This is a genomic window from Pseudomonas sp. GW821-FHT10B02, assembly GCF_059415665.1.
In genome coordinates this window covers 15690-38183 of record NZ_JBWKNR010000001.1, presented here as the reverse complement: position 1 = coordinate 38183, position 22494 = coordinate 15690, and the positions used below count along the sequence as shown (strand labels likewise).

Genomic DNA, 22494 nt, shown 5'->3' with positions numbered 1-22494 from the left:
GTGCAACCCCCAACCCTGAAAGGTCGTTCGTATGACGAAATGGCTGCTTGCTGCAGGTGTCTTGATACCGTTGTTCAGCGCTCAGGCTACACAGGATCCCCAGGCAGTGTACAAGCGAGCATGTGCCGCTTGCCATGCCGGACAGCTACCGCAGGCACCGCAACCGGGTGACCGGGCAGCATGGGAGCCGCGGCTGGCGCAGGGGATGGAGACGCTGGTGAAGCATGTCACACAGGGTTTCAAGGCTATGCCGCCGCGTGGATTGTGCATGGACTGCAGTGCCGAGGACTACCAGGCGATCATCCAGTGGATGAGCCGGAGTCCCGATACATAACTCTTTCACCCTTAGCCGTAGTTGGATTAGCTGATGAACAAACTACTCGTGAGTCTGCTGTTGACCTTGGGCGTCACCGGTGCAGCCAATGCCGCAGAGCCTATCAAAGGGGATGCCGCTGCTGGTCAGGCCAAAACTGCTGTATGTGGCGCGTGTCACAATCCGGACGGCAACAGCCTGGCGCCGAATTTCCCGAAACTTGCAGGCCAGGGTGAGAAGTACCTGGAAAAACAATTGCACGACATCAAGTCGGGCAAGCGTACCGTGTTGGAAATGACCGGCATGCTCGCCGCCTTCAACGATCAGGACATGGCCGACATCGCCGCCTACTTCGCCAGCCAGAAAGGCAGCGTCGGTGCTGCTGATCCGAAGCTGGTCGAACGCGGACGTGCCCTGTTCAACGGTGGTGACATCGAGAAAGGCCTGCCGGCCTGCACCGGTTGCCATTCGCCGAACGGCGCAGGTCTGGCCCTGGCCGGCTTCCCGCACCTGGGTGGCCAGCATTCGCAGTATGTGGCCAAGCAACTGACCGACTTCCGCGAAGGCAACCGTACCAACGATGGCGATGCCACCACCATGCGCACCATCGCGTCCAAGCTGAGCAACAAGGACATCGAAGCACTGTCCAGCTACATCCAGGGTCTGCACTGATCCGCGCTTTAACGCTGGGTTAATACTGCGGCGTAAAGATGAAAAGGGTGGCTTCGGCCACCCTTTTTTGTGCCCGCTGCCGTTACACTAACGAACTCGGGCCCGCTTCGACCTGTCTTATGGCAGGTCGCGTCGAGGCGACCAAATAGATTGCTCAGGAGTGAAGCATGCGTAATTTGATTCTCAGCGCCACGCTGGTCGCCGCCAGTGTATTCGGCATGACTGCCCAGGCTGCCGATCCTATTGTGGAGGGCAAGGAGTATGTCCAGCTGAGCAACGCGGTACCGGTGTCGGTGCCAGGCAAAATCGAAGTGGTCGAGCTGTTCTGGTATGGCTGCCCACATTGCTACAGCTTCGAGCCAGTGGTTAATCCTTGGGCTGAGAAGCTGCCGGCCGACGTCAACTTCAAGCGCATTCCCGCCATGTTCGGTGGCCCATGGGACGCCCATGGCCAGATGTTCCTGACCCTCGAAGCCATGGGTGTCGAGCACAAGGTTCACGGGGCAGTGTTCGAAGCCATTCAGGTTCAGCGCAAAAAACTGACCTCGCCTGACGAGATGGCCGAGTTCCTGGCGACCCAAGGCGTCGACAAGGACAAGTTCCTCGCCACCTTCAACTCCTTCGCCATCAAAGGCCAGGTACAGAAGGCCAAAGAGCTGGCCAAGAAGTATGAAATCACCGGCGTTCCAAGCATGGTCGTCAACGGTAAATACCGCTTCGACCTCGGCACCGCCCAAGGTCCACAAGGCGTCCTGAACGTCGCTGACCAGCTGATCGCCAAGGAGCGCGCCGCCAAGTAAGCGGCGACCATCATGCGCCGCTGGAGAGCTGAGCGAGGCGTTGGCCTGCACGATCCGCGAGTCAACGAACATCACCTGCAGGCTAACGGCCTGCCAGAGGATGGCCGACTGCGCCTGCTCAGTTTCAATATCCAGGTGGGCATCAGCACCGAACGTTACCGGCATTACCTGACCAAGAGCTGGCAGCACCTGCTGCCGCACACCGGGCGTGCCGGTAATCTGCAAAAGATCGGAGAGCTGCTCGGCGACTTCGATCTGGTGGCCCTGCAGGAAGCCGATGGTGGCAGCCTGCGTTCCGGCTACGTCAATCAGGTCGAACACCTGGCCCAGCTGGGCGCCTTCCCGTACTGGTACCAGCAGCTCAACCGTAACCTCGGTCGTTTTGCCCAGCACAGCAATGGCGTACTCAGCCGCCTCAAGCCGCAACTGCTTGAAGATCACCCCCTGCCCGGCCCGGCTGGCCGTGGCGCGATCCTGGTGCGTTTCGGTGAAGGCGAAGACGCGTTGGTGGTGGTCATGATGCACCTGGCGCTGGGCTCCAAGACCCGTGCCCTGCAGTTGGCCTACATCCGCGAGTTGATTGGGGGTTACCGCCATCAGGTTCTGATGGGCGACATGAACACCCACGCCAACGACCTGCTTGAACGCTCTCCTCTGCGCGATTTGGGCCTGGTCGCACCCCAGGTCCAGGCCACCTTCCCCAGTTGGCGCCCGCAGCGTTGCCTTGATCACATCCTGCTCAGCCCGAGCCTGACCCTGGAACGGGTCGAGGTACTGGCCCAGCCTATTTCCGATCATCTTCCGGTCGCGGTTGAGATTCGTTTGCCTGATGCCCTCGCTGTGGATACGCTGCCCGCTTTGAGCTAATTGCCATCACCCCTCTGCGGACCCAGGCATGACCGACGAAGCCCAGCGCTGGAAAGAAAAGTACCTCAAGAGTATCGAACAGCAAGAGAAGCTCGAGCGCCGTTGGGAAGCCCGTCTCGACCTGTTGCGCCGTGGTCTGGTGCGCAGCACCCTGGCCGCTGAAGGCAGCGACCGGGCGGTGGATCAGTGCATGAAGGAGATGCGCGAGGTCATCCGCACCGACAACATGGACGCCGCCCTCGCCGGGTTGATCCCGCGCCTGGAAAAAGCCGTGCTCGATTCCGAGCAACGCCGCGAGACCCGTATCGCTCAGGTCAGCACCGCCCTCACCTCGCTGGTTACCCAGTTGCAGACCTTGCCGTTGCCCAGTGACGTCCGCCGGCCGCTGAAGAAGTTCGCCAAACAGGTCGAGGCCCGCGCCAGTCAGTCCCGCGAGGTGCCGTTGCTGTTGGGTGAGTTGAGCGGCTTGCAGAGCCAGGCCCTGTCTGCGCTTGAGCGCCCTGAAGAGGCACAGCGCCCTGGGTTGCTGCAGCGCCTGTTCGGTGGTCGCGACGCTGAAGCGCCAGCGCTGCAACCGGCCCTGGCGGGCGCCGTGGTGTTTGCGCCAGAGGCCATCGAGCCGCCGGTACCGGTAGTGCATGCTCATCAAGACGTTGAGCCACAGGACGAGGCTGTTGTCGATATCGACGAGTTGCAACCGCTGGAGGTTGTCACCGAATCGTTGGCGCCAACGCCGGTCGAAGCTGAAGCTGAAGCCGAAGCCGAAGCCGAAGCCGAAGCCGAAGCCGAAGCCGAAGCCAGCGAGGCAGCGGAAGTCGAGCCTGGCCCGGCTGTCGACTTGCCAACGGCGCTTGAAGCCGAAGTGCCAGCACCGCTTGAGCTTCCCCCGGCAGCGAACGAGCCCGAACTGCCGGCGTTGCCTGAGCCCGGCCCGGACGAGCCTGAGGATGATCAGCCGGAAGTCGCCCAAGCGTTCGATGAGGACCCTCACTACGCCCTGCCCGACGGCACCGAGCCGACCTACAGCTCGGTCGCCGCGCATATCGAGGAAACCCTGCTGGGCCTGCTCGATGACCTGACCCTGCCCGAACGTCACAAGGCTCAGGCGCAATCGATGCGCGAACGTCTGGAGCATGGCCTGAACTGGTACGAGTTGTTGCCGGTGCTCGATGACCTGGCCGTGCTGATGCTGGCGATCAACGACAGTGGCCAGCATGAGTTTGAAGCTTATCTGCAACAACTCAACGAGCGCCTGGAGTCGTTCCAGAGCCATTTGCATGAAGCCAGCGAAGGCCATGCCGACAACACCTCCGCGGCACGTGACCTGGACAGCCAGCTGCGTGAACAGGTCGATGGCCTGCAAAGCAGTGTGCAGGGCGCGGCCGATCTGGACAGCCTCAAACACATCCTGGAAAACCGCCTCGAAGGCTTGCTCGGTACCATGGACGAGCATCAGCAGCAGCGTGACCAGCGCGAACAGGACATGGCCAACCGCTTGCAAGGCCTGGCTGAACGGGTGGCGAACATGGAGCAGGAAGCCATGGGTTACCGCGAACACCTGGAAGAGCAGCGCCAGAAAGCCCTGATCGATCCGCTCACCGGTTTGCCCAACCGGGCCGCCTGGTCAGAGCGGGTCGATCAGGAAGTGCTGGAATGGCAGGAAAGCGGTGGTCACCTGCTGATGGCGATCCTCGATCTCGATCACTTCAAGCGCATCAATGACAGCTACGGTCACCTGGCCGGCGACAAGGTCCTGAAAATTGTTGCCAACGTGTTGCGCAAACACCTGCGCAGCCGGGATTTCATCGCCCGCTTCGGTGGTGAAGAGTTCGTCCTGCTGATCCCGCAGACTGCCATGCCTATCGGTTACCAGCTGGCGGAAAGGCTGCGTGCGGCCATTGAGGCCTGCCCGTTCCACTTCAAGGGCGAGCGGGTGACCATTACCTTGTCGATCGGCATCAGTGCTTTTCGCAGTGGCGAGCGCAGCGAGATAGTCCTCAAACGCGCCGATGAAGCGCTGTACCGGGCGAAACATCTGGGCAGAAATCGGATCGAACAGGGGTAAGTGGCAGCTGCATGGATACGTTATGCTATTGCATTGCAGATCATCACATGTGCCCGTCCCCATGAAAGCCATCATTACCGCGCTCCTGCTGTTGACCCTGGCAGGTTGCAGCAGCGGCTTGCGCATCGACCGCAGCCATACCTCCGTCAACCAGGACGGCCGTATCCAGTTTGTCGTGTTGCACTACACCAACGCGCCGCTTGAGCGTTCTCTCGATTTGTTGACCCATGGTGAGGTCAGCAGCCATTACCTGATCGGTGACTCACCGGCGACCGTGTATCAACTGGTCGACGAAAGCCGTCGTGCCTGGCATGCCGGTGACAGTCAGTGGGATGGCCGGACCTGGCTCAACTCCAGCTCCATTGGTATCGAGATCGTCAACCCCGGTTTTATCGATACCCCGACAGGACGGGTGTGGCAGCCGTACACCGAGGCACAGATCGAAGCGCTGATCGCGTTGCTCAAGGACATCGTCAAACGCAACAATATCCAGCCCCGTTACATCATTGGCCACAGTGACATCGCACCGGCGCGCAAACTGGATCCGGGCCCGCTGTTCCCCTGGAAGCGCCTGGCCGATGCCGGGCTGGGGGTCTGGCCGGATGCGCGCGCGGTGGCTCAGCAGCAGGCGCGGTTCAGCGTCAATCCACCGAGTATCAGCTGGTATCAGCAGCAACTAGCGCGTTTTGGTTATGCCATCGAACAGACTGGCGTCTATGACGTCAGCACCAGGCATGTGCTCGCGGCATTCCAGATGCGCTTCCGTCCCCAGCGATTTGACGGTGTGGCGGACGCTCAAACGGCAGCGATGTTGCAGGTACTCAACAGCCGCTGAGTAACGGCGCCGCCAAACGGGCAGGCTGACTCGTCCGGCAGTTGCTATACCTCTTGGTATTCAACTGGATGCTTTTAATGTCAGCTGCCCTCTCCGTGCTGCGCCACTTGCTCTACCGTCCCTGGTTACTGGCCACACTTGCGGCTTCGGCCAGCGCAGTACTGTTGCTGGTCGCCAGCATCGGTGTAGCCATGCACCAGATGCAGCAAAGCGAAAGTGAGCAGATGAACGCCAAGGGCGAGCGCTTCCTTGAGCGTCTGGAGCAGATTTTCGGGCAGTTGCGCGAAGGTGTCGACGAACTTCAGGCGCAACCCCTTCGCGGCTGTGATGCAGCGATGCTGGGTGTCCTGCAACAGATAGGCTTTCGCTACCGCTTCGTCTATGAAGCCGCCTATGTTGATGGCAACGTTGCCTGCTCCAACCGCATTGGCACGCGCACCATCAAGCCTTTGCGGCCCCCGGACATTCAGGGGCCGACGTACAGCTACTGGCTTAATACCACAACCGAACCGGATGACAATCTCGCCGCGTTGATGCTTGGCCGCGGCAAGTTCGTGGTTGCGACCTCACGTGGGCATTTGACGGATGTGGTCGACTTGCCGCCGGAAGGCAGTTTGCTGGTGGTGCTGGATAACGGTACGCGTGCAGTGCCGGTACTTGGCCCGCCTCAGGCCTGGCCGCCCTCGGCCGATTGGCCTCCGAAATCCAAAGATGCCCTGCTGGAGTTGCCCGACCGCTTGATCTACCGCATGCCGACCAAATCGCCAGACTATCAGCTGGTTTTGATTGCCCCGCGTGCCAGTTTGCCGTTGAAGATGAATGGCGTGCTCTGGCTGTTGTTTCCCGGCAGCCTGGTGCTGGCCTGGTCCCTGGGTTGGCTGGTGCTGCAACTGGTACGTCAACGTCGCTCGATGAGTTCCGAACTGCAGGGGGCGTTGCGTCGCGGCGAGTTGCAGGTCTTGTACCAGCCCATCTTCGAACTCAACAGCCGCCGCTGTGTCGGGGCCGAAGCGCTGGTGCGCTGGCGCCGGCCGGACGGCACCCTGACCAGCCCTGATCTGTTTATCCCGTTGGCGGAAAATACCGGCCAGATCCGGCAGATAACCGACTTCGTCCTGCAGCGCGTGCTCGAGCAGTTGGGGCAGCTGTTGCGGGCCAACCGACAACTTTATGTATCGATCAACCTGGCTGCCTGCGATGTCATGGTGCCGCGGATTGGTCGGGTGGCGGCGCGTTTGCTGGCGTTGCACCATGTCTCTGCCAGCCAGATCGCATTCGAGGTCACCGAGCGCGGGCTGATTGATGTGGTAGTCGCCCGCGACAACTTGCAAGCCTTGCGCGCGGTGGGCCATCAGGTATTGATCGATGACTTCGGTACCGGTTACTGCAGCCTGGCGTACTTGCAGACCCTGCCGGTCGACTGCTTGAAAATCGACAAGGCGTTTATCGACGCCCTGGGTCACGATGCAGCCAGCAGCGGTGTGGCGCCGCATATCATCCGCATGGCGCATGCCCTGCAGTTGCGGGTGATTGCCGAGGGAATCGAGTATGAAGACCAGGCCATGCTGCTCAACAGCGAAGGGGTGAATTACGGTCAGGGATGGCTGTTTGCGCATCCGCTCAGTGCCCGTCAGTTCGTTGAGCTGATTACCCGTGGGCGACGGATCGTCCCGCGGCGGATCGATGATGAGGCTTGATACTGTGAGGCTTCAGACCGGCAGGGCCATGTAGAACTGAGTGCCTTGTCCGGGGCGTGAATAAACCCCCATGCGCCCGCCATGCAACTGGACGATTTCCTTGCACAACGCGAGCCCCAGTCCAGCCCCGCCTTTTTTGCGTCCGACCTGGACGAACGGTTCGAAGATCCGTCCCTGCTGGCTGTAAGCAATGCCTTCGCCGCTGTCTTCAACACTGATGATGACCCGTTCGGCATGCCATCGCGCGTGCAGGCGAATGCTGCCGGCCACCGGGGTGTGGCGCACAGCATTGTCCAGCAGGTTATCCATGACCCGGTCAAGTTGCGCTGCATCCGCCTGGATGTGCGGCAGCGGCGATGCCAGCTCCAGCTGCAGCTCGATCTGTTTATCACCCGCAGGGCCGGCAAAGCGTTCGCAGGCACGCGTCAGTAGGTCGTCGACGGCGCAGGGCATCAGTTCGAGCTTTTGCTGGCCGCTCTGGTAGCGGGAGAAGTTCAGCAGGTCGTTGATCAACTGGGTCAGGCGCTGCATTTCCTCACCGACGGTTGCTAGCAGGTCGGCCTCACGCGTCTGTGGCGCAAACTCCAGGCGCTCGCGCAACAGTCCGAAAGCCATGTGCATGCCCGTGACCGGGGTGCGCAGCTCATGCGAGGCGCGCAAGACAAACTCGCTGCGCACGCGCTCGAAGGCACGTTGCTCGGTGACGTCGTGCAGCACCATGACTGCGCCGAGAATCTGCCCGTCGGGGTGGCAGACCGGGGTCAGGCTGTAAGCCAGTAAACGAAGTTCTTCATCCACCTCCAGGCTCAGGTCCTCCGGTACCCGATCCAGGGGGGCGCCACGCAGCACCAGACGCAGTTGTTCATCCAGCTCCGGGCGCTGCAGCGCCTCACCAAGCCCACGGCCCAGGCGGCTTTCGTTCCAGCTCAGTTGCCGCTGAGCGACTGGATTGATGTGTTCCAGATGGCCCTGGCGGTCGATGATCAGCAGGCCGTCATCAATGCTGTCGAGTACCGCTTGCAGGCGTTGCTGGCCGGCGAGCAGTTCATCGACGTTGGTTGCCTGATGTTTGCGCAACGCTTCAGCCATCAATCCAAAACGCCGGGTCAGCAGGTTCATCTCCAGGGCCTGGGAGACCGGCAAGGTCACCTCGAAATCGCCCTGACCTATCTGGTCGGCCGCTTTGGCCAGGGCTTCGATCGGCTGGCCAAAGCGCCGAGCGATACCATGGGCGGTGACAAATCCCAGGATCAGCACGCTCAGGCCTACCAGGCCGAGCAGGCCGGAGATCAACAATGCGCGATTGTAGGTCAACTGCTCGCTCTGGTTGATGTGCTCAAGGGCGCGCTTGTGAGCGTCGAGGAGATCATTGCGCAGCACGCCGAAAGCTTTACCCAGAGGTTGCTCGGTGCCCAGGCCACGTGCCGGAACAGGGGTGTCGCGAAAAGCCTGAAGGTAGCGCTGATAATGACGCTTGGTGTCGGCGAAGTCTTTACCGGCATTGTCATCGCTTTGCTGATTGAGGCCTTCGTCCAGCAAGCGCTGGAATTGAGACTGCAGGCCCTCAAGCGTCTGCAGATCTGCTGGCTCGTTGAGCATCAGCGTCAGTTGTTCACCGAGGTTCTGCCGCAGTTTCAGGCCCAGATCGAGGGTCGCGGTGTTTTCGCGGATCAGGGCCTGCTGCGACCTGGCCATCTGCAGGACGCTGACCAGGCCTAGCAGCAAGCCCAGCAAGGCCACGGTAATGAGCGCCGAAATGCTGAGAAAAAGCCGCGTACGCAGCTTCATCGTCCACTTCATAGGTTGTACTGCTTACGCTTGCGATACAGGGTCGAGGCATCGATTCCCAGGGTCTTGGCTGCCTGGTCCAGGGTTTCACTGGTGGCCAGCACCGCCTCGATATGGGCGCGTTCCAGTTCGTCCAGGCTCATTGCCGCGCCGATGCGCGGGGCATTGCTGATGGTCTGTTCGGCCATGCCCAGGTGGCCGATGTCGACCCGCTCCTGCGGGCAGATGATGCTGGCCCGCTCGACCACATTACGCAGTTCGCGAATGTTCCCTGGCCAGCGGTAGTTGAGCAGCGCCGCCTGCGCTTCGTCGCTGAAGCCGCGGGCGGGCCTTGAGTACTCTTTGACGAAGCGTGCGAGGAAACGGTCGGCAAGGTGCAGGATGTCTTCGCTGCGCTCCCGCAACGGCGGCAGGTGCAAGGTGATGACATTCAGACGATACAGCAGGTCTTCACGAAAGCGCCCATCGCGCACCATGTCTTCAAGATTGAGGTTGGTCGCAGCCAGGATACGTACATCGGCGCGGCGGGTGACCGGGTCACCGACCCGCTCGTATTCCTTGTCCTGGATGAAGCGCAGCAGCTTGGGCTGCAGCGTCAGTGGGAAATCGCCGATTTCATCAAGGAACAAAGTGCCGCCATCGGCCTGATTGACCCGCCCCAGGGTGCTTTCACTGGCCCCGGTAAACGCCCCGCGGCTATGCCCGAACAATTCGCTTTCCATCAGCTCGGTGGTGAGTGAAGGGCAGTTGATGGTGACGCAGGCTTTACGGGCGCGTTTGCTCCAGCCGTGAATCGCTCTGGCCAGCTCGCCCTTGCCGGTGCCGGACTCACCAAGAATGAGGATATTGGCATCGGTGGTGGCAACCTGGCGTGCAGTCTCCAGCACCACCATCATCGCCGGGCTGTGCGAGTCCAGGCCGTCTTTGGGTTTGTTGACTTCACCTTCCAGTGCCTCCAGGCGTGCCGACAGCTGGCGCACTTCCAGCTGTTTGGCTGCAGCCAGGCGCAGTTGGTCAGGGCTGCAGGGTTTGACCAGGTAGTCGGCCGCACCCGCCTGGATGGCGTCGACTGCGGTATCGACCGCTGAGTGGGCGGTGATGATGACGATGCGCATCCAGGGCGCCTGGATACGCATCTGCGCCAGTACATCCAGGCCATTGTCTTCACCCAGGCGCAGGTCGAGAAAGCACAGGTCGAAGACCTGGCGCTGCAGCAAGGTATCGGCCTGGGCCGCACTGTTGGCCGTGGCCACGGTATAGCCTTGATCTTCCAGGCAGTAACGGAAGGTACGCAGGATGGCGGATTCGTCGTCGACCAACAGGATTCGGCCTTGATGTTCCTGGGTTGACTCCATTTCCTGCGCTCCTTCTAAGAATGTTCTCTATTAGTGCCGGAGAAATCGGGCAAGTTGCATGTTTTTTTCCGATTTGTTCCGTTCACTGCAGGGTAGCTCATCATGCAAATCGCACGACCCCCTGCTGGGTATCGTGCAGGATGCGCTCCGGCGAAGTCTGTGCTTCTTGGCATGTAGCTGATTTTATTGAATATTTTTTCAACGAATGGCTGGCATGCACGCTGCAATGACTACTGCAGACAACAATCAATGCAGCAGGAGGAGCTCGGCATGATCCGCCAAATCGCCACCCTGGCGCAGATTTCTCCACTTCAGGTGCGCCAGGGCCTGTTCTTCAGTCTGGCGCTGCTGCTGACCCTCATTGCCGGCCAGCTCCATCACAGCTGGCAGCTTGTACAGGATGCTCGCGCAGTAGCTACCCAGGCCGCCCTGGTGATAAGGACTCCCGTGCCTGCCCAGAGGGCGCTGATGCAATCGCAGCCTGCGGCGGTCGGCAGCGTCTCGACTGAAGCCCGTGCGCCGCGTGATCGTTGGGTGTTCTGAACGTCACCAGAGGAATTCTTTCAACAACAGTAAGGAGAATCACCATGTTGAGTTGGGCTATCACCTTTCTGATTATCGCCATTGTCGCCGCTGTGCTGGGCTTCGGTGGTATCGCCGGCGCCGCTACCGGAATCGCGAAGATCCTGTTCATCGTCTTCCTGGTGCTGTTCGTGGCTTCTTTCTTCTTCGGCCGTGGTAGAGGCTGAGTCAAACTAGGTACTGAATGCGACTGGGCATTCACGTACATATATAGAAGCTGAACCTTTTTCCGTTCCAGGCTTCTATGTTGTGCCCGCCTGAGGAAGGCCGGCACACGACCAAGGGGCCGGGCTGCTCTGATTGTTTCAGGATCGGAGGGGCCTAGGGGTACAAGGAGTGCCTCCGATGAGGGCCGGGTCGGGTGAAGCGGTGGCGGAAGTTCCAGGTCGGGTGGGTCCTCTCGGAGGGAAACGCTTGATCTGACTTCCGCCTCGCTTTGGCAATCGTTCGCTTCCTACCGTTCTTTTCCGACTTTCCTACCAGGCGTGTCGACGCATATTTTTGCGCGACCGTACATCGATATTTTTTCAGCCTGCCCAGGTGTTCGAACCGAGGCGATTTCACGCATTCGGATTGTCGAACAATGGCTTTATGCATTCAGCTGGATACGTCCAAATCTGCCGGAATGTGGCGCTTTGGCCATCGTCGGAATTCCGAACGGTCGTCGGGCAACCCATTGTGACGTACGTTTTGGCCGATAAACCTCATGCCGATTCGGCATAGGGTAGTCGTTTACGGCATTAGACGGAGTCCCCCCACGTCGGAATAGTTGCGCCTTTTTTCGCTGGCCTGAGCGTTCCTACGCTCGCTTGCGGTGACCTTTTACGGTGTCACCGGCGGATAGCCAAAATCGATACGGATCGCTGGCAACAGCTCTGGATTGCGGTTATCAGCCTGGTGATCGTTTCCACTTGAAGAAAAGGTAACGACATGAAGAAGGCAAAGCTAAGCCTCGCCTGGCAGATCCTCATCGGTCTGGTACTGGGGATTGCAATCGGCGCTTTACTGAACCATTTCAGTGCAGAAAAGGCATGGTGGATCAGCAACGTCCTGCAACCTGCTGGTGATATCTTCATTCGCCTGATCAAGATGATCGTCATCCCGATCGTGATTTCGTCGCTGATCGTGGGTATCGCCGGGGTTGGCGATGCGAAAAAACTCGGCAGTATCGGCCTCAAGACCATCATTTACTTCGAGGTGGTCACCACCATCGCGATCGTGGTCGGTCTGGTCCTGGCCAACCTGTTCCATCCGGGTGCCGGTATCGACATGAGTACCCTGGGTACCGTCGATATTTCCAAGTATCAGGCCACTGCGGCTGAGGTTCAGCATGAACACGCGTTCATCGAGACCATCCTCAACCTGATTCCGTCGAACATCTTCGCAGCGCTGATGCGTGGCGAAATGCTGCCGATCATCTTCTTCTCGGTGCTGTTCGGCCTGGGCCTGTCGAGCCTGCAGGCAGAGATTCGCGATCCGCTGGTGAAAACCTTCCAGGGCGTTTCCGAAGCCATGTTCAAGGTCACTCACATGATCATGAACTACGCGCCAATCGGTGTGTTCGCGCTGATCGCCGTGACCGTTGCCAACTTTGGTTTCGCTTCGCTGCTGCCGCTGGCCAAGCTGGTCCTGCTGGTTTACTTCGCCATCGCCTTCTTCGGCTTCATGGTGCTGGGCCTGATCGCACGCCTGTTTGGCTTCTCGATCCTGAAGCTGATGCGTATCTTCAAGGACGAGCTGGTCCTGGCTTACTCCACCGCCAGCTCCGAAACCGTGCTGCCGCGCGTGATCGAGAAAATGGAAGCCTACGGCGCGCCGAAAGCCATCTGCAGCTTCGTGGTACCGACCGGTTATTCGTTCAACCTTGACGGTTCGACCCTGTACCAGAGCATTGCGGCGATCTTCATTGCCCAGCTGTACGGTATCGACCTGTCGATCAGCCAGCAGCTGCTGCTGGTACTGACGCTGATGGTGACCTCCAAGGGTATTGCCGGTGTTCCGGGCGTGTCCTTCGTGGTGCTGCTGGCCACCCTGGGCAGCGTTGGTATCCCGCTGGAAGGTCTGGCCTTCATCGCCGGTGTCGACCGCATCATGGACATGGCCCGTACCGCTCTGAACGTTATCGGCAACGCCCTGGCAGTGCTGGTAATCGCTCGCTGGGAAGGCATGTACGACGATGCCAAAGGCCAGCGCTACTGGAACTCGCTGCCACACTGGCGCAGCAAAGAAGCTGCACCTGCTGGCAAGACTGCCAACCACTAAGGTGCAGTCTGGTTAAATGAAGAGCCCCGACCTGGTCGGGGCTTTTTTTTGTATCGCGGGGCAAGCCCGCTCCCACCGGGATGGTACTGCAGCGGTGGGAGCGGGCTTGCCCCGCGATTTTCAGTGTCGGTGCATTGCTCGGCCGCTACCGCTATCATTCGTCGCAACTTTGTGGGGGAACAACGGATGCTCAACGGCCTTTGGCTTGGCTTTTTCCTGGTCGCGGCCATCTCCGCGCTGGCGCAATGGCTGGTAGGCGGCAATGCCGGCATTTTTGCCGCGATGGTCGAGAGCATCTTCGCCATGGCCAAGTTGTCGGTCGAGGTGATGGTCTTGCTGTTCGGCACCCTTACCCTGTGGCTGGGCTTTCTGAAGATTGCTGAAAAGGCCGGCGTCGTCGACTGGCTGGCCAAAGTACTCGGCCCGCTCTTTGCCCGCCTGATGCCGGAAGTACCGCCCGGCCACCCGGCTCTGGGCCTGATCACCCTGAACTTCGCCGCCAATGGCCTGGGCCTGGATAACGCCGCCACACCCATTGGCCTCAAGGCCATGCGCTCGCTGCAGGAGCTCAACCCCAGTTCGACCACTGCCAGCAACGCGCAGATCCTGTTCCTGGTACTTAACGCTTCGTCGCTGACCCTGCTGCCGGTGACCATCTTCATGTACCGCGCTCAGCAAGGCGCACCGGACCCGACCCTGGTATTCCTGCCGATCCTGCTCGCCACCAGTGCCTCGACCCTGGTCGGCCTGCTGTCGGTGGCGGTGATGCAACGCTTGCGTCTGTGGGATCCGGTGGTCCTGGCTTATCTGGTGCCGGGCGCCCTGCTGTTGGGCGGCTTCATGGCGTTTCTGGGGACCCTCTCTGCCACCGCTTTGGCCGGCTTGTCGTCGATCCTGGGCAACCTGACGCTGTTCGGCCTGATCATCCTGTTCCTGGTGATTGGTGCGTTCAAGCGGGTGAAGGTCTATGAAACCTTCGTAGAGGGCGCCAAGGAGGGTTTTGACGTTGCCAAGAGCCTGCTGCCGTATCTGGTCGCCATGCTCTGCGCCGTCGGCGTGCTGCGCGCCTCAGGCGCTCTGGAGCTGAGCCTGGACGGTATCCGCCATGTGGTGGAATGGCTGGGGATGGATACGCGCTTCGTCGAGGGATTGCCTACCGCGCTGGTCAAGCCGTTCTCGGGCAGCGCGGCACGGGCGATGCTGATCGAAACCATGCAGACCCATGGCGTCGATAGCTTCCCGGCGCTGGTGGCAGCGACCATCCAGGGCAGCACCGAAACCACCTTCTACGTGCTGGCGGTGTACTTCGGTGCTGTCGGTATCCAGCGCGCCCGCCATGCGGTGGGCTGCGCGCTGCTCGCCGAGCTGGCCGGGGTGATCGCGGCCATTTGCGTCTGCTACTGGTTCTTTGCCTGAGCCTGGGTGGCCTGGGCCAGTGTCCAGGCCACCAGTTGCGTCATCAGTTGGTCACTGGCGCTGCCGAAACCGTTGACCACTGCCGGCACTTGCTTGTCGCTCAGCGGCTGACGCACTTCAAAGCGGCGGCTGGCGAGGATGCGCTGGCTGCGTCCTTGCACCAGTCGTGCGTCATAGCGGATCACCACGGCCAGGCCGTCGGCGCTGTACTCGCTCTGGAACGCCTGTAGCTCGCCAGCCAGTTCATAATCGGCTTGCAGGTTGCTGTCATCGGCACTGAGCCGGGGTACACGGCCATCGCGCTGGAAGGCATCGAGCATGCGGTTGCGCAGCAGCAAGGGGGCCGGATCGCTCCAGCGCGCGCCTTTGTAGTTACTGATCAGGTTGCCTTGAGGGACCACGGCAATTTTCGGGTTGTTCAGGGCATCACTGGCCAGCGGCTTGTTCAGGCGCAGCGACCAGCTGGCTACAGCGCTCGCAGATGTGGCCTGGCTGGTTTGCGCTGCAGGCAGGCGATAGACATCAGCAGGTTCGGCCTGCGGCAGGATCGAGCAGGCACTGCCCAGGCTCAGCGCCACAGCCAGGGCCAGGTAGCGGCAGGTATGACTCATGGCGTGAACTCCTTGTTGCTATCTCGGCCGAGCAGGTAGCCGCTGGGGTTGGCTTCCAGGCGCTGGGAAATCGCCTTCAGCGAGTTGAGGGTCTCGCGCAGCTCGCGGATGGCCGGGGCCAGCTGGTTCAGGCCCTGGGCGCCACCATCGAGGGCTTCGCGGTTGTCGTTGAGCAGGCTGTTGATGGTGGCTGTGCTCTGCGCCAGCGACTGCATGGCCTGTTCGGCACTGCCGAAAGCTTGCTTGCCCTGGTTGTTGAGCAGGCCATTGGCATTGCGCATCAGTTCGCTGGTCTGCTCGAGCATGGAGCTGGCCTGGTTACCGACCTGGGCCAGTTGCTGGATCGCGGTGCGGATATCCCCGCGTTGCTCGCTGAAGGCTGCCGAGGTCTGTTCCAGATGAGTCAGGGTATTGCTCAGGCTCTTGGCGTTGTCCTCGGAGAACAGCTGGTTGGCGTTATGCACCAGCATGTTGATGTTGGTCAGCAGGTCGCTGCCGTCATCGAGCAGCCGGGCAATCGGCGAAGGCGAGGCAACGATCACTGGCAGTTTGCCGTCTTTGCCCTTGAGCTCCGGGCTTTGCGGCGTACCGCCACTGAGCTGGATGAAGGAGGTGCCGGTGATGCCGGTCAGGGTCAGTTTCGCGCGGGTGTCTTCCTTGACCGGGGTATCGGCGCTCAGGCGCACCTGGGCCAGGACCCGGCGCGGGTCCTTGGGGTCCAGGCGCAGGCTGGTGACGTCTCCCACCTTGATGCCGTTGTATTGCACCGAGCTGCCCCGGGACAAGCCGGAGACTGCCTCGTTGAATATCACCTGGTAATCCTTGAAGGTGCTGTCGACACTGGACTTGGTCAGCCACAGGCCGAACAGCATGGCACCGGTGACCACAATGACCGTGACCAGGCCGATCAGCACATGATGTGCACGGGTTTCCATCTCAGAGCTCCTTTGCCGCTGTGGCGGCCTGATACGCCGCACGGCCACGCGGGCCATGAAAGTATTCGTGAATCCAGGCGTCGTCGGTGTCTTCGACCTGGGCAATCGGACCTGCCACCAGGACTTTCTTCTGCGACAGCACCGCCACCCGGTCGGTGATGGTGTAGAGGGTGTCGAGGTCGTGGGTGATCAGGAACACGCTCAGGCCCAAGGCGTCGCGCAGGGTCAGAATCAACTGGTCGAAGGCGGCCGCACCGATCGGGTCGAGGCCCGCCGTGGGTTCATCGAGAAACAGAATGTCCGGGTCCAGGGCCAGGGCGCGGGCCAGGGCGGCGCGTTTGATCATGCCGCCGGACAGTGATGAGGGGTATTTGTCGGCGGCGGAAATCGGCAAGCCGGCCAGCGCCAGTTTGACCCCGGCCAGGTGCTCGGCGTCGGCGCGGGACAGGCCGGCATGTTCGATCAGCGGCAAGGCAACGTTCTCGGTTACCGTCAGCGAAGAAAACAGCGCACCCTTCTGGAACAGCACGCCAAAGCGTCGTTCGACCTTCGAGCGCTGCTCGTCGTTTACACCGCTGAGGTCCTGGCCGAACACCTTGACCTGCCCTTCGTTCGGTCGCCGCAGGCCGACGATGCTGCGCAGCAGTACCGACTTGCCACTGCCCGAACCACCGACCACGGCGAGAATTTCGCCGCGGTACAGGTCCAGGTCCAGTTGTTCGTGCACGCTCTGGGTACCGAAGCGGTTGCAGATGCCACGCGCTTCGATCACCGCCTCGCGGCGCTCGGGGGTTGTCTGGCTCACCAGCCCATCTCCATGAAGAACAGCGCAGCCACCGCATCGAGGACGATCACCACGAAAATCGACTGCACCACGCTGGAGGTGGTGTGGGCCCCCACCGACTCGGCGCTGCCGCTGACTTTGAAGCCTTCCAGGCAGCCAATGGCGGCGATCAGGAAGGCAAAGAATGGCGCCTTGGCCAGGCCAACAAGGAAATGCTGAACACCGATGTCGCTTTGCAACAAGGACAGGAACATGGCGGGCGAGATATCCAGCGACAACGCGCAGACCACGCCGCCACCGATGATGCCGCAGATCATCGCGAGGAAGGTTAGCAGCGGCAGTGCAATCAGCAGGGCCAGCACCCGAGGCACCACCAGCAGCTCTACCGGATCCAGACCGAGGGTACGAATGGCGTCGATCTCTTCATTGGCTTTCATCGAACCGATCTGTGCGGTGAAGGCACTGGCGGTACGACCGGCCATGAGGATGGCGGTCAGTAGCACACCGAATTCGCGCAGGAAAGAGAACGCAACCAGGTCGACGGTGAAGATACTGGCGCCAAACCCGGCGAGTACCGTGGCGCCGAGGAAGGCCACCACCGCGCCGACCAGGAAGGTCAGCAGGGCAACGATGGGTGCGGCATCCAGACCGGTCTGTTCGATGTGCGCGACGACCGCAGTGACCCGCCAGCGCCGTGGCTGAAACAGGCGCAGTACCAGGGTTTGCAGGATCAGGCCGACAAAACCGAGGATCTGCAGGGTGTCTTGCCAAAGGGTGTCGACCGCGCAGCCAATGCGGCTGAGCAGCTGGATCAGTACCGACTTCTCGGGCTGCTTTTCCGGGATGCAGAAGTCCTGCACCGAGCAGTAGACCGTCTGCAGCAGGGCCCGGCTGGCTTCAGGCAGTTGGGCGGTCTCGGTCAGCCGCGATAAGCGCTCGGCACCGAGCAGTTCAGCCAGCAGTGAAGCGCCAGCGGTATCCAGCTGGCCCAGCTGTTCAAGATCGATCTCGGTGCGCTGGTCATACTGGCCGGCCAGGCGCTCGCTGCTGCGCTTGAGGCTGGCGTAGTTGGCCAGGGTCCAGTCACCGACAATCCGCAGGCACGCCGGGTTGCTCGTGGTGTCCAGGGTTGCGCTGGCTTGTGTAGTCATAGGCTCCATGCAGTCGACCGACAGTTTCGCAGCCTCAGAGCATAGCGTTACTCGGCCTTCGGCGCTTGACCATCGTCAACCACCCGGAAGCGCAGCACCCCGATGACCTGGCCATCTTCGGTCAGCACCCTCACCTGCCAGCGGCCCACCGGGTTGGCGGGGAAGTTTTGCTTATGCGTCCAGGCCCGATAGCCTTCCTTGCGGCCACCGTGGATGTCCAGGGCAATGCGATCGACTTCTTTGCCGTTGAACTGCCAGACGTGATAAATCCGCTCGTTCAGCCCGCGCGGTGCATTGATAGCGGTAAAGGCGTAGAGCCCCGCGCGGATCTCGCTGGCCTTGACCTCACTCAGGCTCTTGCCTGGCGTGCGGTTCTCCAGCTGGGTGCTGACCGCTACGTCAGTCATCCACAACGTGGCCGGTGGTACCCAGGAGCGCAGCATCCAGCCGCTGGCACCAACGGCCAGGGTCAGCACCACTAGCATGATCCCACGCCGCCAGTGCTGAATGGGAAAGCTACTGGCCAGGCTTGGGAACGACAGCAGCATGGCGGTCACCAGGGCCAGCTTGAAGCTTTGCGAGGTGGTCAGGTGCAAAATGATCGGTAGCGCGGTGAGCAACGCCGCGAACAGGGTCAGGGTATGCAGCGCGAGAAACAGCCAGCGCCGCGGGGCCAGCCATTTGTAGTACAGGGGATCGATGATCGATATCAGCCCGGCGGCGCCCAGCAGGCCGGTGAACACCAGTTGGCCGCTGTTCCAGGTGGTGGTGACGAAAAAGAACGGCAGGACGAAGAACAGGCTTTCCTGGTGAATCATCTGCGTGGCATAGCGCAGCAGCGGCTGCGGGATCTCGCGCTTGAACACCTTGGCGAACAACTGGGTGAAGGTGTTTTCCAGCATCAGCCAGATCCAGCTGATCAGCATCACGATGGCGATCCAGCTGGCCAGGCCTTCCTGGCGGTCGACCAGGATGAAGCTGGCGATCCCGGAGATGAATCCGCCGAGGGCGATGACGCCGGGGTAGCGCTTGATCAGTTCGATCAGCCGCTGGAGATAATGAGGCATGAGGTGTTCGCAGGGTGAGGTTAAAACCGCTACAGGATACCTCGCTTTGTACTGGCCAGCTGCCTTGTCTTGCTATTTCGCCGGGGCCTTCCTGTGTCTGCGTCGGCTCCAGACCAAGCCGCCGGCCAGAACCCCTGCCAACCCCAGTGCCACCAAGCCATACAACTGGTCATAACTGATCAACGGCTGCTCGACTCGCACAAACCCGGGCCTGGCCAGCAGCTGCCGCAGCGCCTGATTGGCATCACTCAGGCTGACCCGGCGCATGGCGCGCACCGGGTCGGCAAAGCGGCCGTCGAGGTAATCGTTCAGCGCGCCCCAGTAGTAGTCCGCCAGTGCCGCGTTGCCCTGAGTGGTCCAGGCTTCGCGATCGATTGCCGCCTGCTTGACCCGCTCGAAGGTGGCCGGGTCCAGGCCGTGCTTGCGCAATTGCTCAAGCATGTCGCTCACGGCCTGCTCGGCTTCCTTGATGTCGGTGCGGTCGAGGTCCGCATTGAGGCTCATCACGCCGGTGTCGCCGAAACTTTCCCGTTGGCTGAACGGCCCGTACGACAGCCCGTGCTTGAGCCGCAACTGTTCATACAATGCCCAGTCCAGATAGCGCTGCAGCAGGTCGTAGGTCTGGCTGTGATCGTTGTCCAGCACCGGTTCGAGGAACAGCCAGTGCAGACGGGCACTGTCGCCAAGCCAGCCGCGGATCAGTTCACGACGGGCTTCGGCCTTGTGGGTAACGCCTTCCAGTGTGCGGCGCTTGCCGGGTTCGGCCGGCTGCAGTTCGCCATAGCTGCGTTCCAGGTAGGCTGGCAGCAGGCGATCGAGGCCGCCGACCACGATCAGGCTCATGTTGTTGGCGGCGTACCAGTGCTGGCGCACATCCTTGACCTGTTCCACGGTCATGTCGGCCACCGCCGAGCGCTCGGCGCACTTGAGCCCCAGTTCCACCGCCAGCTGGTCGCTGGCGCGGTGGCCGAGGTCCTGGCGGTCCAGCCAGCGCTGCAGGTGGGAATAGTGGCCGCCATCTTCGCGCTCGACGATCTTCTTCGACAGCGCCAGGGCCTTTTCGTCGATCTCGGTGTCCTTGATCACTGCCAGCAGCAGGTCGAGCACCTTGCGCTGGTTGCGGGCCGGGGCTTCGATGACAAAGGTGGTGTCGGCACTGCTGGTGTAGGCGTTCCATTCACCGCCCAAGGCCTGCATGCGCGCTTCCAGACCGCCTTCGCCGCTGCCGTCGAGGCCACTGAACAGCACGTGCTCGAGCAAGTGCGGCAGCTCTTGCTGTTGACAGGGAAAATCATCGAAGCCAACCCCGACCACCAGCCGTATCGACACATGATTGCGCTCATAGCCCGACTTGAGCAGCACCTGCAAACCATTGGGCAGCAGGTAGCCTTCGACCTGCGAGCGGTCGAGGGCAAAGCCGGGCATGGCCCCCAGCAGCAGGCACAGGAACATCAGGCAACGCATGGCAAGCTTCCTTGCGGGGGTTGTGCGGTAGCGGTCAAGGTGAATGGGCATCGTCCGGGACACTGTCGAGCAGTAAACCGCCGGTATCGGAACCACCCAATACTACATAGGCACTGCTGCAGAACAAGGAGTTCAGTCGTTTCATATCGGCAATCAGTTCCAGGTGCAAGGCGCTGGTTTCGATACTTTGCACCACTTTACGTTGCAGGCGGCTGACATGGGCATGGGCCAGGCGCCGCTCTTGAGCGCGAAAGCGGCGTTTTTCCCGTAACAACTGGCGGGCACTTTCCGGGTCGGCGCTGAGAAAGACCGACAGCCCCAGGCGCAGGTTGGCGAGCAACTGGCTGTGCAGGCCGGTCAACTCTTCCAGGCCGACGTCAGAAAACTCGCGGCGTTGAGACGTTTTCTGCTGCTGCACCTTGCGCAGCATGCGCTCGATCAGGTCGCTGGCCAGCTTGAGGTTGATCACCAGTTCGATGATTTCCGCCCAGCGCTTGCTGTCCTGAGTGCTGAGGTCCTCGCGGGGCATTTGCGCCAGATACAGTTTGATTGCGTTGTTCAGCGCTTCGACGTCTTCGCCCAGGCTGCGCACCTGCTGCGTCATCGCTGTGTGGGTGCCCAGCAGCACGCCGTGCATGGCGTCGAGCATGTTGTCGATCAGGTCGCCCACGCGCAGGGTCTCACGCACGGCGTTGGCCAGGGCCAGGCTCGGGGTGCTCAGCGCCGCCGGGTCCAGGTGACGCGGCCGGGCCCGGCCGTTGGCCTCTGCCCGCTCCGGTAGCAGCCAGCTGCAGACGCGGGCCATGGGTTTGACCGTCGGCAGCATGATCAGGCAACGCAGGGTGTTGTAGAGCAGGTGAAAACCGATCACCAGTTCCTGGGCACTGAACGTCAGGCTGTCCATCCAGCGCACCAGCGGATCGAGCACCGGGATGATCAGGATCAGGCCGATCAGCTTGTACAGCAGGCTGCCCAGGGCCACCTGGCGCCCGGCGGCGTTCTGCATGCTGGTGCTGAGGAAGGCCAGCAGGCCGCTACCGATGTTGGCGCCAATGACCAGGCCGATGGCCACTGGCAGGCTGATCAGCTCGGCGCCGGCCAGGGTCGCGGTGAGCAGTACGGCGGCCAGGCTTGAGTAGGAAATCAGCGCAAACAACGCACCGACCAGAGCGTCGAGGAGGATATCGCCAGTCAGCGAGGCGAACAGCACTTTCACACCCTGGGCCTGGGTAATCGGTGCAGCGGCTTCGACGATCAGCTGCAGGGCGAGAATGATCAGGCCCAGGCCGATACCGACGCGGCCCAACTGTCCGGCCCGGGTCTGTTTGCGCGAGAGAAAAAAGATCACCCCGAGGAAGATCAGTAGCGGCGACAGCCACGACAGGTCGAAAGTCAGCACCCGCGCCATCAGTGCCGTACCGACATCGGCACCGAGCATGATCGCCAACGCCGGGGTCAAGGACATCAGCCCCTGACCGACAAAGGAGGTCACCAGCATTGCCGTTGCGTTGCTGCTCTGGACCATGGCGGTCACCAGGATCCCGGCAAGGAAAGCCAGAGGACGCCTGGACATGTTCTGACTCAGCACGCGCCGCAGGTCGGAGCCATACACCCGCAGGATGCCGGTACGCACAATGTGCGTGCCCCAGATCAGCAGCGCCACGGCGGAAAGCAGATTGAGCAGGGTCAGCATTGAACAGGCCCCCTGTTGATCGTGCCCCAGTGGGACAAATGGATGGTGCCGTGAGCCTGGCCTGATCGCAGGCGGTTTTTCCCAGTGCTCACTTAAGCTGTAGTCGGCCCAAGGGCTTGGCGCCAGCATCGCATAGC

The 22494-nt window shown here is 61.3% G+C and carries 20 protein-coding genes; 11 read left to right on the top strand and 9 right to left on the bottom strand.

Going from position 1 to position 22494, the window contains the following annotated elements; translation table 11 throughout:
- Positions 1–31: 31 nt before the first annotated feature.
- The 7 genes from AC07OF_RS00180 (at position 32) to AC07OF_RS00150 (ending at position 7249) form a co-directional block, all read left to right on the top strand.
- Positions 32–334, top strand: a complete 303-nt coding sequence (locus AC07OF_RS00180; RefSeq protein WP_038605254.1) for a c-type cytochrome — start codon at positions 32–34, stop codon at positions 332–334.
- 33 nt (positions 335–367) lie between these two features.
- Complete coding sequence (locus AC07OF_RS00175; RefSeq protein ID WP_157190671.1) at positions 368–985, top strand: c-type cytochrome; 618 nt, start codon at positions 368–370, stop codon at positions 983–985.
- A 167-nt stretch (positions 986–1152) separates the two neighbouring features.
- Positions 1153–1785 (top strand): thiol:disulfide interchange protein DsbA, encoded by a 633-nt coding sequence (dsbA, locus tag AC07OF_RS00170; RefSeq protein WP_495072454.1) that lies wholly within the window; start codon positions 1153–1155, stop codon positions 1783–1785.
- A 9-nt stretch (positions 1786–1794) separates the two neighbouring features.
- Positions 1795–2652 (top strand): endonuclease/exonuclease/phosphatase family protein, encoded by an 858-nt coding sequence (locus tag AC07OF_RS00165; RefSeq protein ID WP_167335131.1) that lies wholly within the window; start codon positions 1795–1797, stop codon positions 2650–2652.
- Between the two features lie 28 nt (positions 2653–2680).
- Positions 2681–4717, top strand: a complete 2037-nt coding sequence (locus AC07OF_RS00160) for a diguanylate cyclase (protein WP_495072453.1) — start codon at positions 2681–2683, stop codon at positions 4715–4717.
- A gap of 61 nt (positions 4718–4778) precedes the next feature.
- A complete protein-coding gene (locus AC07OF_RS00155) occupies positions 4779–5552 on the top strand; it encodes an N-acetylmuramoyl-L-alanine amidase (protein ID WP_157190674.1) in 774 nt (257 codons plus the stop codon).
- Between the two features lie 77 nt (positions 5553–5629).
- Positions 5630–7249 carry an EAL domain-containing protein gene (locus tag AC07OF_RS00150; RefSeq protein ID WP_157190675.1) on the top strand — a complete coding sequence of 540 codons (1620 nt, stop codon included), beginning with the start codon at positions 5630–5632 and terminating at the stop codon, positions 7247–7249.
- 12 nt (positions 7250–7261) lie between these two features.
- On the opposite strand, the gene AC07OF_RS00145 is transcribed toward AC07OF_RS00150, so the two are convergent.
- Positions 7262–9049: a KinB sensor domain-containing domain gene (locus tag AC07OF_RS00145; protein WP_157190676.1), complete on the bottom strand. Its 1788-nt coding sequence runs from the start codon at positions 9047–9049 to the stop codon at positions 7262–7264.
- Positions 9046–10392 (bottom strand): sigma-54-dependent response regulator transcription factor AlgB, encoded by a 1347-nt coding sequence (gene algB / locus AC07OF_RS00140; protein WP_157190677.1) that lies wholly within the window; start codon positions 10390–10392, stop codon positions 9046–9048. The genes AC07OF_RS00145 and algB overlap by 4 nt, the downstream gene beginning before the upstream one ends.
- Positions 10393–10662: 270 nt before the next feature.
- Between algB and AC07OF_RS00135 the strand changes: the two genes are divergently transcribed.
- The 4 genes from AC07OF_RS00135 (at position 10663) to AC07OF_RS00120 (ending at position 14652) form a co-directional block, all read left to right on the top strand.
- Positions 10663–10935, top strand: coding sequence for a hypothetical protein (locus tag AC07OF_RS00135; protein ID WP_495072452.1), 273 nt, complete (start codon positions 10663–10665; stop codon positions 10933–10935).
- Positions 10936–10979: 44 nt separating this feature from the next.
- On the top strand, positions 10980–11141 hold the full coding sequence (locus tag AC07OF_RS00130; RefSeq protein WP_003252966.1) for a DUF1328 domain-containing protein: 162 nt from the start codon (positions 10980–10982) through the stop codon (positions 11139–11141).
- Between the two features lie 763 nt (positions 11142–11904).
- Positions 11905–13236: a glutamate/aspartate:proton symporter GltP gene (gltP, locus tag AC07OF_RS00125; protein ID WP_038605269.1), complete on the top strand. Its 1332-nt coding sequence runs from the start codon at positions 11905–11907 to the stop codon at positions 13234–13236.
- A gap of 186 nt (positions 13237–13422) precedes the next feature.
- On the top strand, positions 13423–14652 hold the full coding sequence (locus AC07OF_RS00120; protein WP_157190679.1) for a nucleoside recognition domain-containing protein: 1230 nt from the start codon (positions 13423–13425) through the stop codon (positions 14650–14652).
- Here the strand turns inward: AC07OF_RS00120 and AC07OF_RS00115 are convergent.
- From AC07OF_RS00115 to AC07OF_RS00085, 7 genes are all read right to left on the bottom strand, one after another.
- Complete coding sequence (locus AC07OF_RS00115) at positions 14634–15263, bottom strand: ABC-type transport auxiliary lipoprotein family protein (protein WP_157190680.1); 630 nt, start codon at positions 15261–15263, stop codon at positions 14634–14636. The genes AC07OF_RS00120 and AC07OF_RS00115 overlap by 19 nt on opposite strands.
- Positions 15260–16198 (bottom strand): MlaD family protein, encoded by a 939-nt coding sequence (locus AC07OF_RS00110; RefSeq protein WP_157190681.1) that lies wholly within the window; start codon positions 16196–16198, stop codon positions 15260–15262. The genes AC07OF_RS00115 and AC07OF_RS00110 overlap by 4 nt, the downstream gene beginning before the upstream one ends.
- Position 16199: 1 nt before the next feature.
- Positions 16200–16970 carry an ABC transporter ATP-binding protein gene (locus tag AC07OF_RS00105; protein WP_408635442.1) on the bottom strand — a complete coding sequence of 257 codons (771 nt, stop codon included), beginning with the start codon at positions 16968–16970 and terminating at the stop codon, positions 16200–16202.
- A gap of 29 nt (positions 16971–16999) precedes the next feature.
- On the bottom strand, positions 17000–18142 hold the full coding sequence (locus tag AC07OF_RS00100) for an ABC transporter permease (RefSeq protein WP_157190683.1): 1143 nt from the start codon (positions 18140–18142) through the stop codon (positions 17000–17002).
- A gap of 38 nt (positions 18143–18180) precedes the next feature.
- On the bottom strand, positions 18181–19200 hold the full coding sequence (locus AC07OF_RS00095; RefSeq protein ID WP_157190684.1) for a DUF5924 family protein: 1020 nt from the start codon (positions 19198–19200) through the stop codon (positions 18181–18183).
- Between the two features lie 72 nt (positions 19201–19272).
- Positions 19273–20664, bottom strand: coding sequence for a M16 family metallopeptidase (locus AC07OF_RS00090; RefSeq protein ID WP_157190685.1), 1392 nt, complete (start codon positions 20662–20664; stop codon positions 19273–19275).
- A 34-nt stretch (positions 20665–20698) separates the two neighbouring features.
- Complete coding sequence (locus tag AC07OF_RS00085; RefSeq protein WP_495072451.1) at positions 20699–22357, bottom strand: Na/Pi cotransporter family protein; 1659 nt, start codon at positions 22355–22357, stop codon at positions 20699–20701.
- Between the last annotated feature and the right edge of the window lie 137 nt (positions 22358–22494).

Bases quoted from the DNA above. Each gene is read 5' to 3' on its own strand.
- AC07OF_RS00145 (WP_157190676.1), bottom strand. From the start codon at position 9,049: ATGAAGTGGACGATGAAGCTGCGTACGCGGCTTTTTCTCAGCATTTCG.
- AC07OF_RS00090 (WP_157190685.1), bottom strand. From the start codon at position 20,664: ATGCGTTGCCTGATGTTCCTGTGCCTGCTGCTGGGGGCCATGCCCGGC.
- AC07OF_RS00155 (WP_157190674.1), top strand. From the start codon at position 4,779: ATGAAAGCCATCATTACCGCGCTCCTGCTGTTGACCCTGGCAGGTTGC.
- dsbA (WP_495072454.1), top strand. From the start codon at position 1,153: ATGCGTAATTTGATTCTCAGCGCCACGCTGGTCGCCGCCAGTGTATTC.
- AC07OF_RS00110 (WP_157190681.1), bottom strand. From the start codon at position 16,198: ATGGAAACCCGTGCACATCATGTGCTGATCGGCCTGGTCACGGTCATT.
- AC07OF_RS00150 (WP_157190675.1), top strand. From the start codon at position 5,630: ATGTCAGCTGCCCTCTCCGTGCTGCGCCACTTGCTCTACCGTCCCTGG.
- algB (WP_157190677.1), bottom strand. From the start codon at position 10,392: ATGGAGTCAACCCAGGAACATCAAGGCCGAATCCTGTTGGTCGACGAC.
- AC07OF_RS00120 (WP_157190679.1), top strand. From the start codon at position 13,423: ATGCTCAACGGCCTTTGGCTTGGCTTTTTCCTGGTCGCGGCCATCTCC.
- AC07OF_RS00160 (WP_495072453.1), top strand. From the start codon at position 2,681: ATGACCGACGAAGCCCAGCGCTGGAAAGAAAAGTACCTCAAGAGTATC.
- AC07OF_RS00180 (WP_038605254.1), top strand. From the start codon at position 32: ATGACGAAATGGCTGCTTGCTGCAGGTGTCTTGATACCGTTGTTCAGC.
- AC07OF_RS00085 (WP_495072451.1), bottom strand. From the start codon at position 22,357: ATGCTGACCCTGCTCAATCTGCTTTCCGCCGTGGCGCTGCTGATCTGG.
- AC07OF_RS00095 (WP_157190684.1), bottom strand. From the start codon at position 19,200: ATGCCTCATTATCTCCAGCGGCTGATCGAACTGATCAAGCGCTACCCC.
- AC07OF_RS00100 (WP_157190683.1), bottom strand. From the start codon at position 18,142: ATGGAGCCTATGACTACACAAGCCAGCGCAACCCTGGACACCACGAGC.
- AC07OF_RS00135 (WP_495072452.1), top strand. From the start codon at position 10,663: ATGATCCGCCAAATCGCCACCCTGGCGCAGATTTCTCCACTTCAGGTG.
- AC07OF_RS00175 (WP_157190671.1), top strand. From the start codon at position 368: ATGAACAAACTACTCGTGAGTCTGCTGTTGACCTTGGGCGTCACCGGT.
- AC07OF_RS00115 (WP_157190680.1), bottom strand. From the start codon at position 15,263: ATGAGTCATACCTGCCGCTACCTGGCCCTGGCTGTGGCGCTGAGCCTG.
- gltP (WP_038605269.1), top strand. From the start codon at position 11,905: ATGAAGAAGGCAAAGCTAAGCCTCGCCTGGCAGATCCTCATCGGTCTG.
- AC07OF_RS00130 (WP_003252966.1), top strand. From the start codon at position 10,980: ATGTTGAGTTGGGCTATCACCTTTCTGATTATCGCCATTGTCGCCGCT.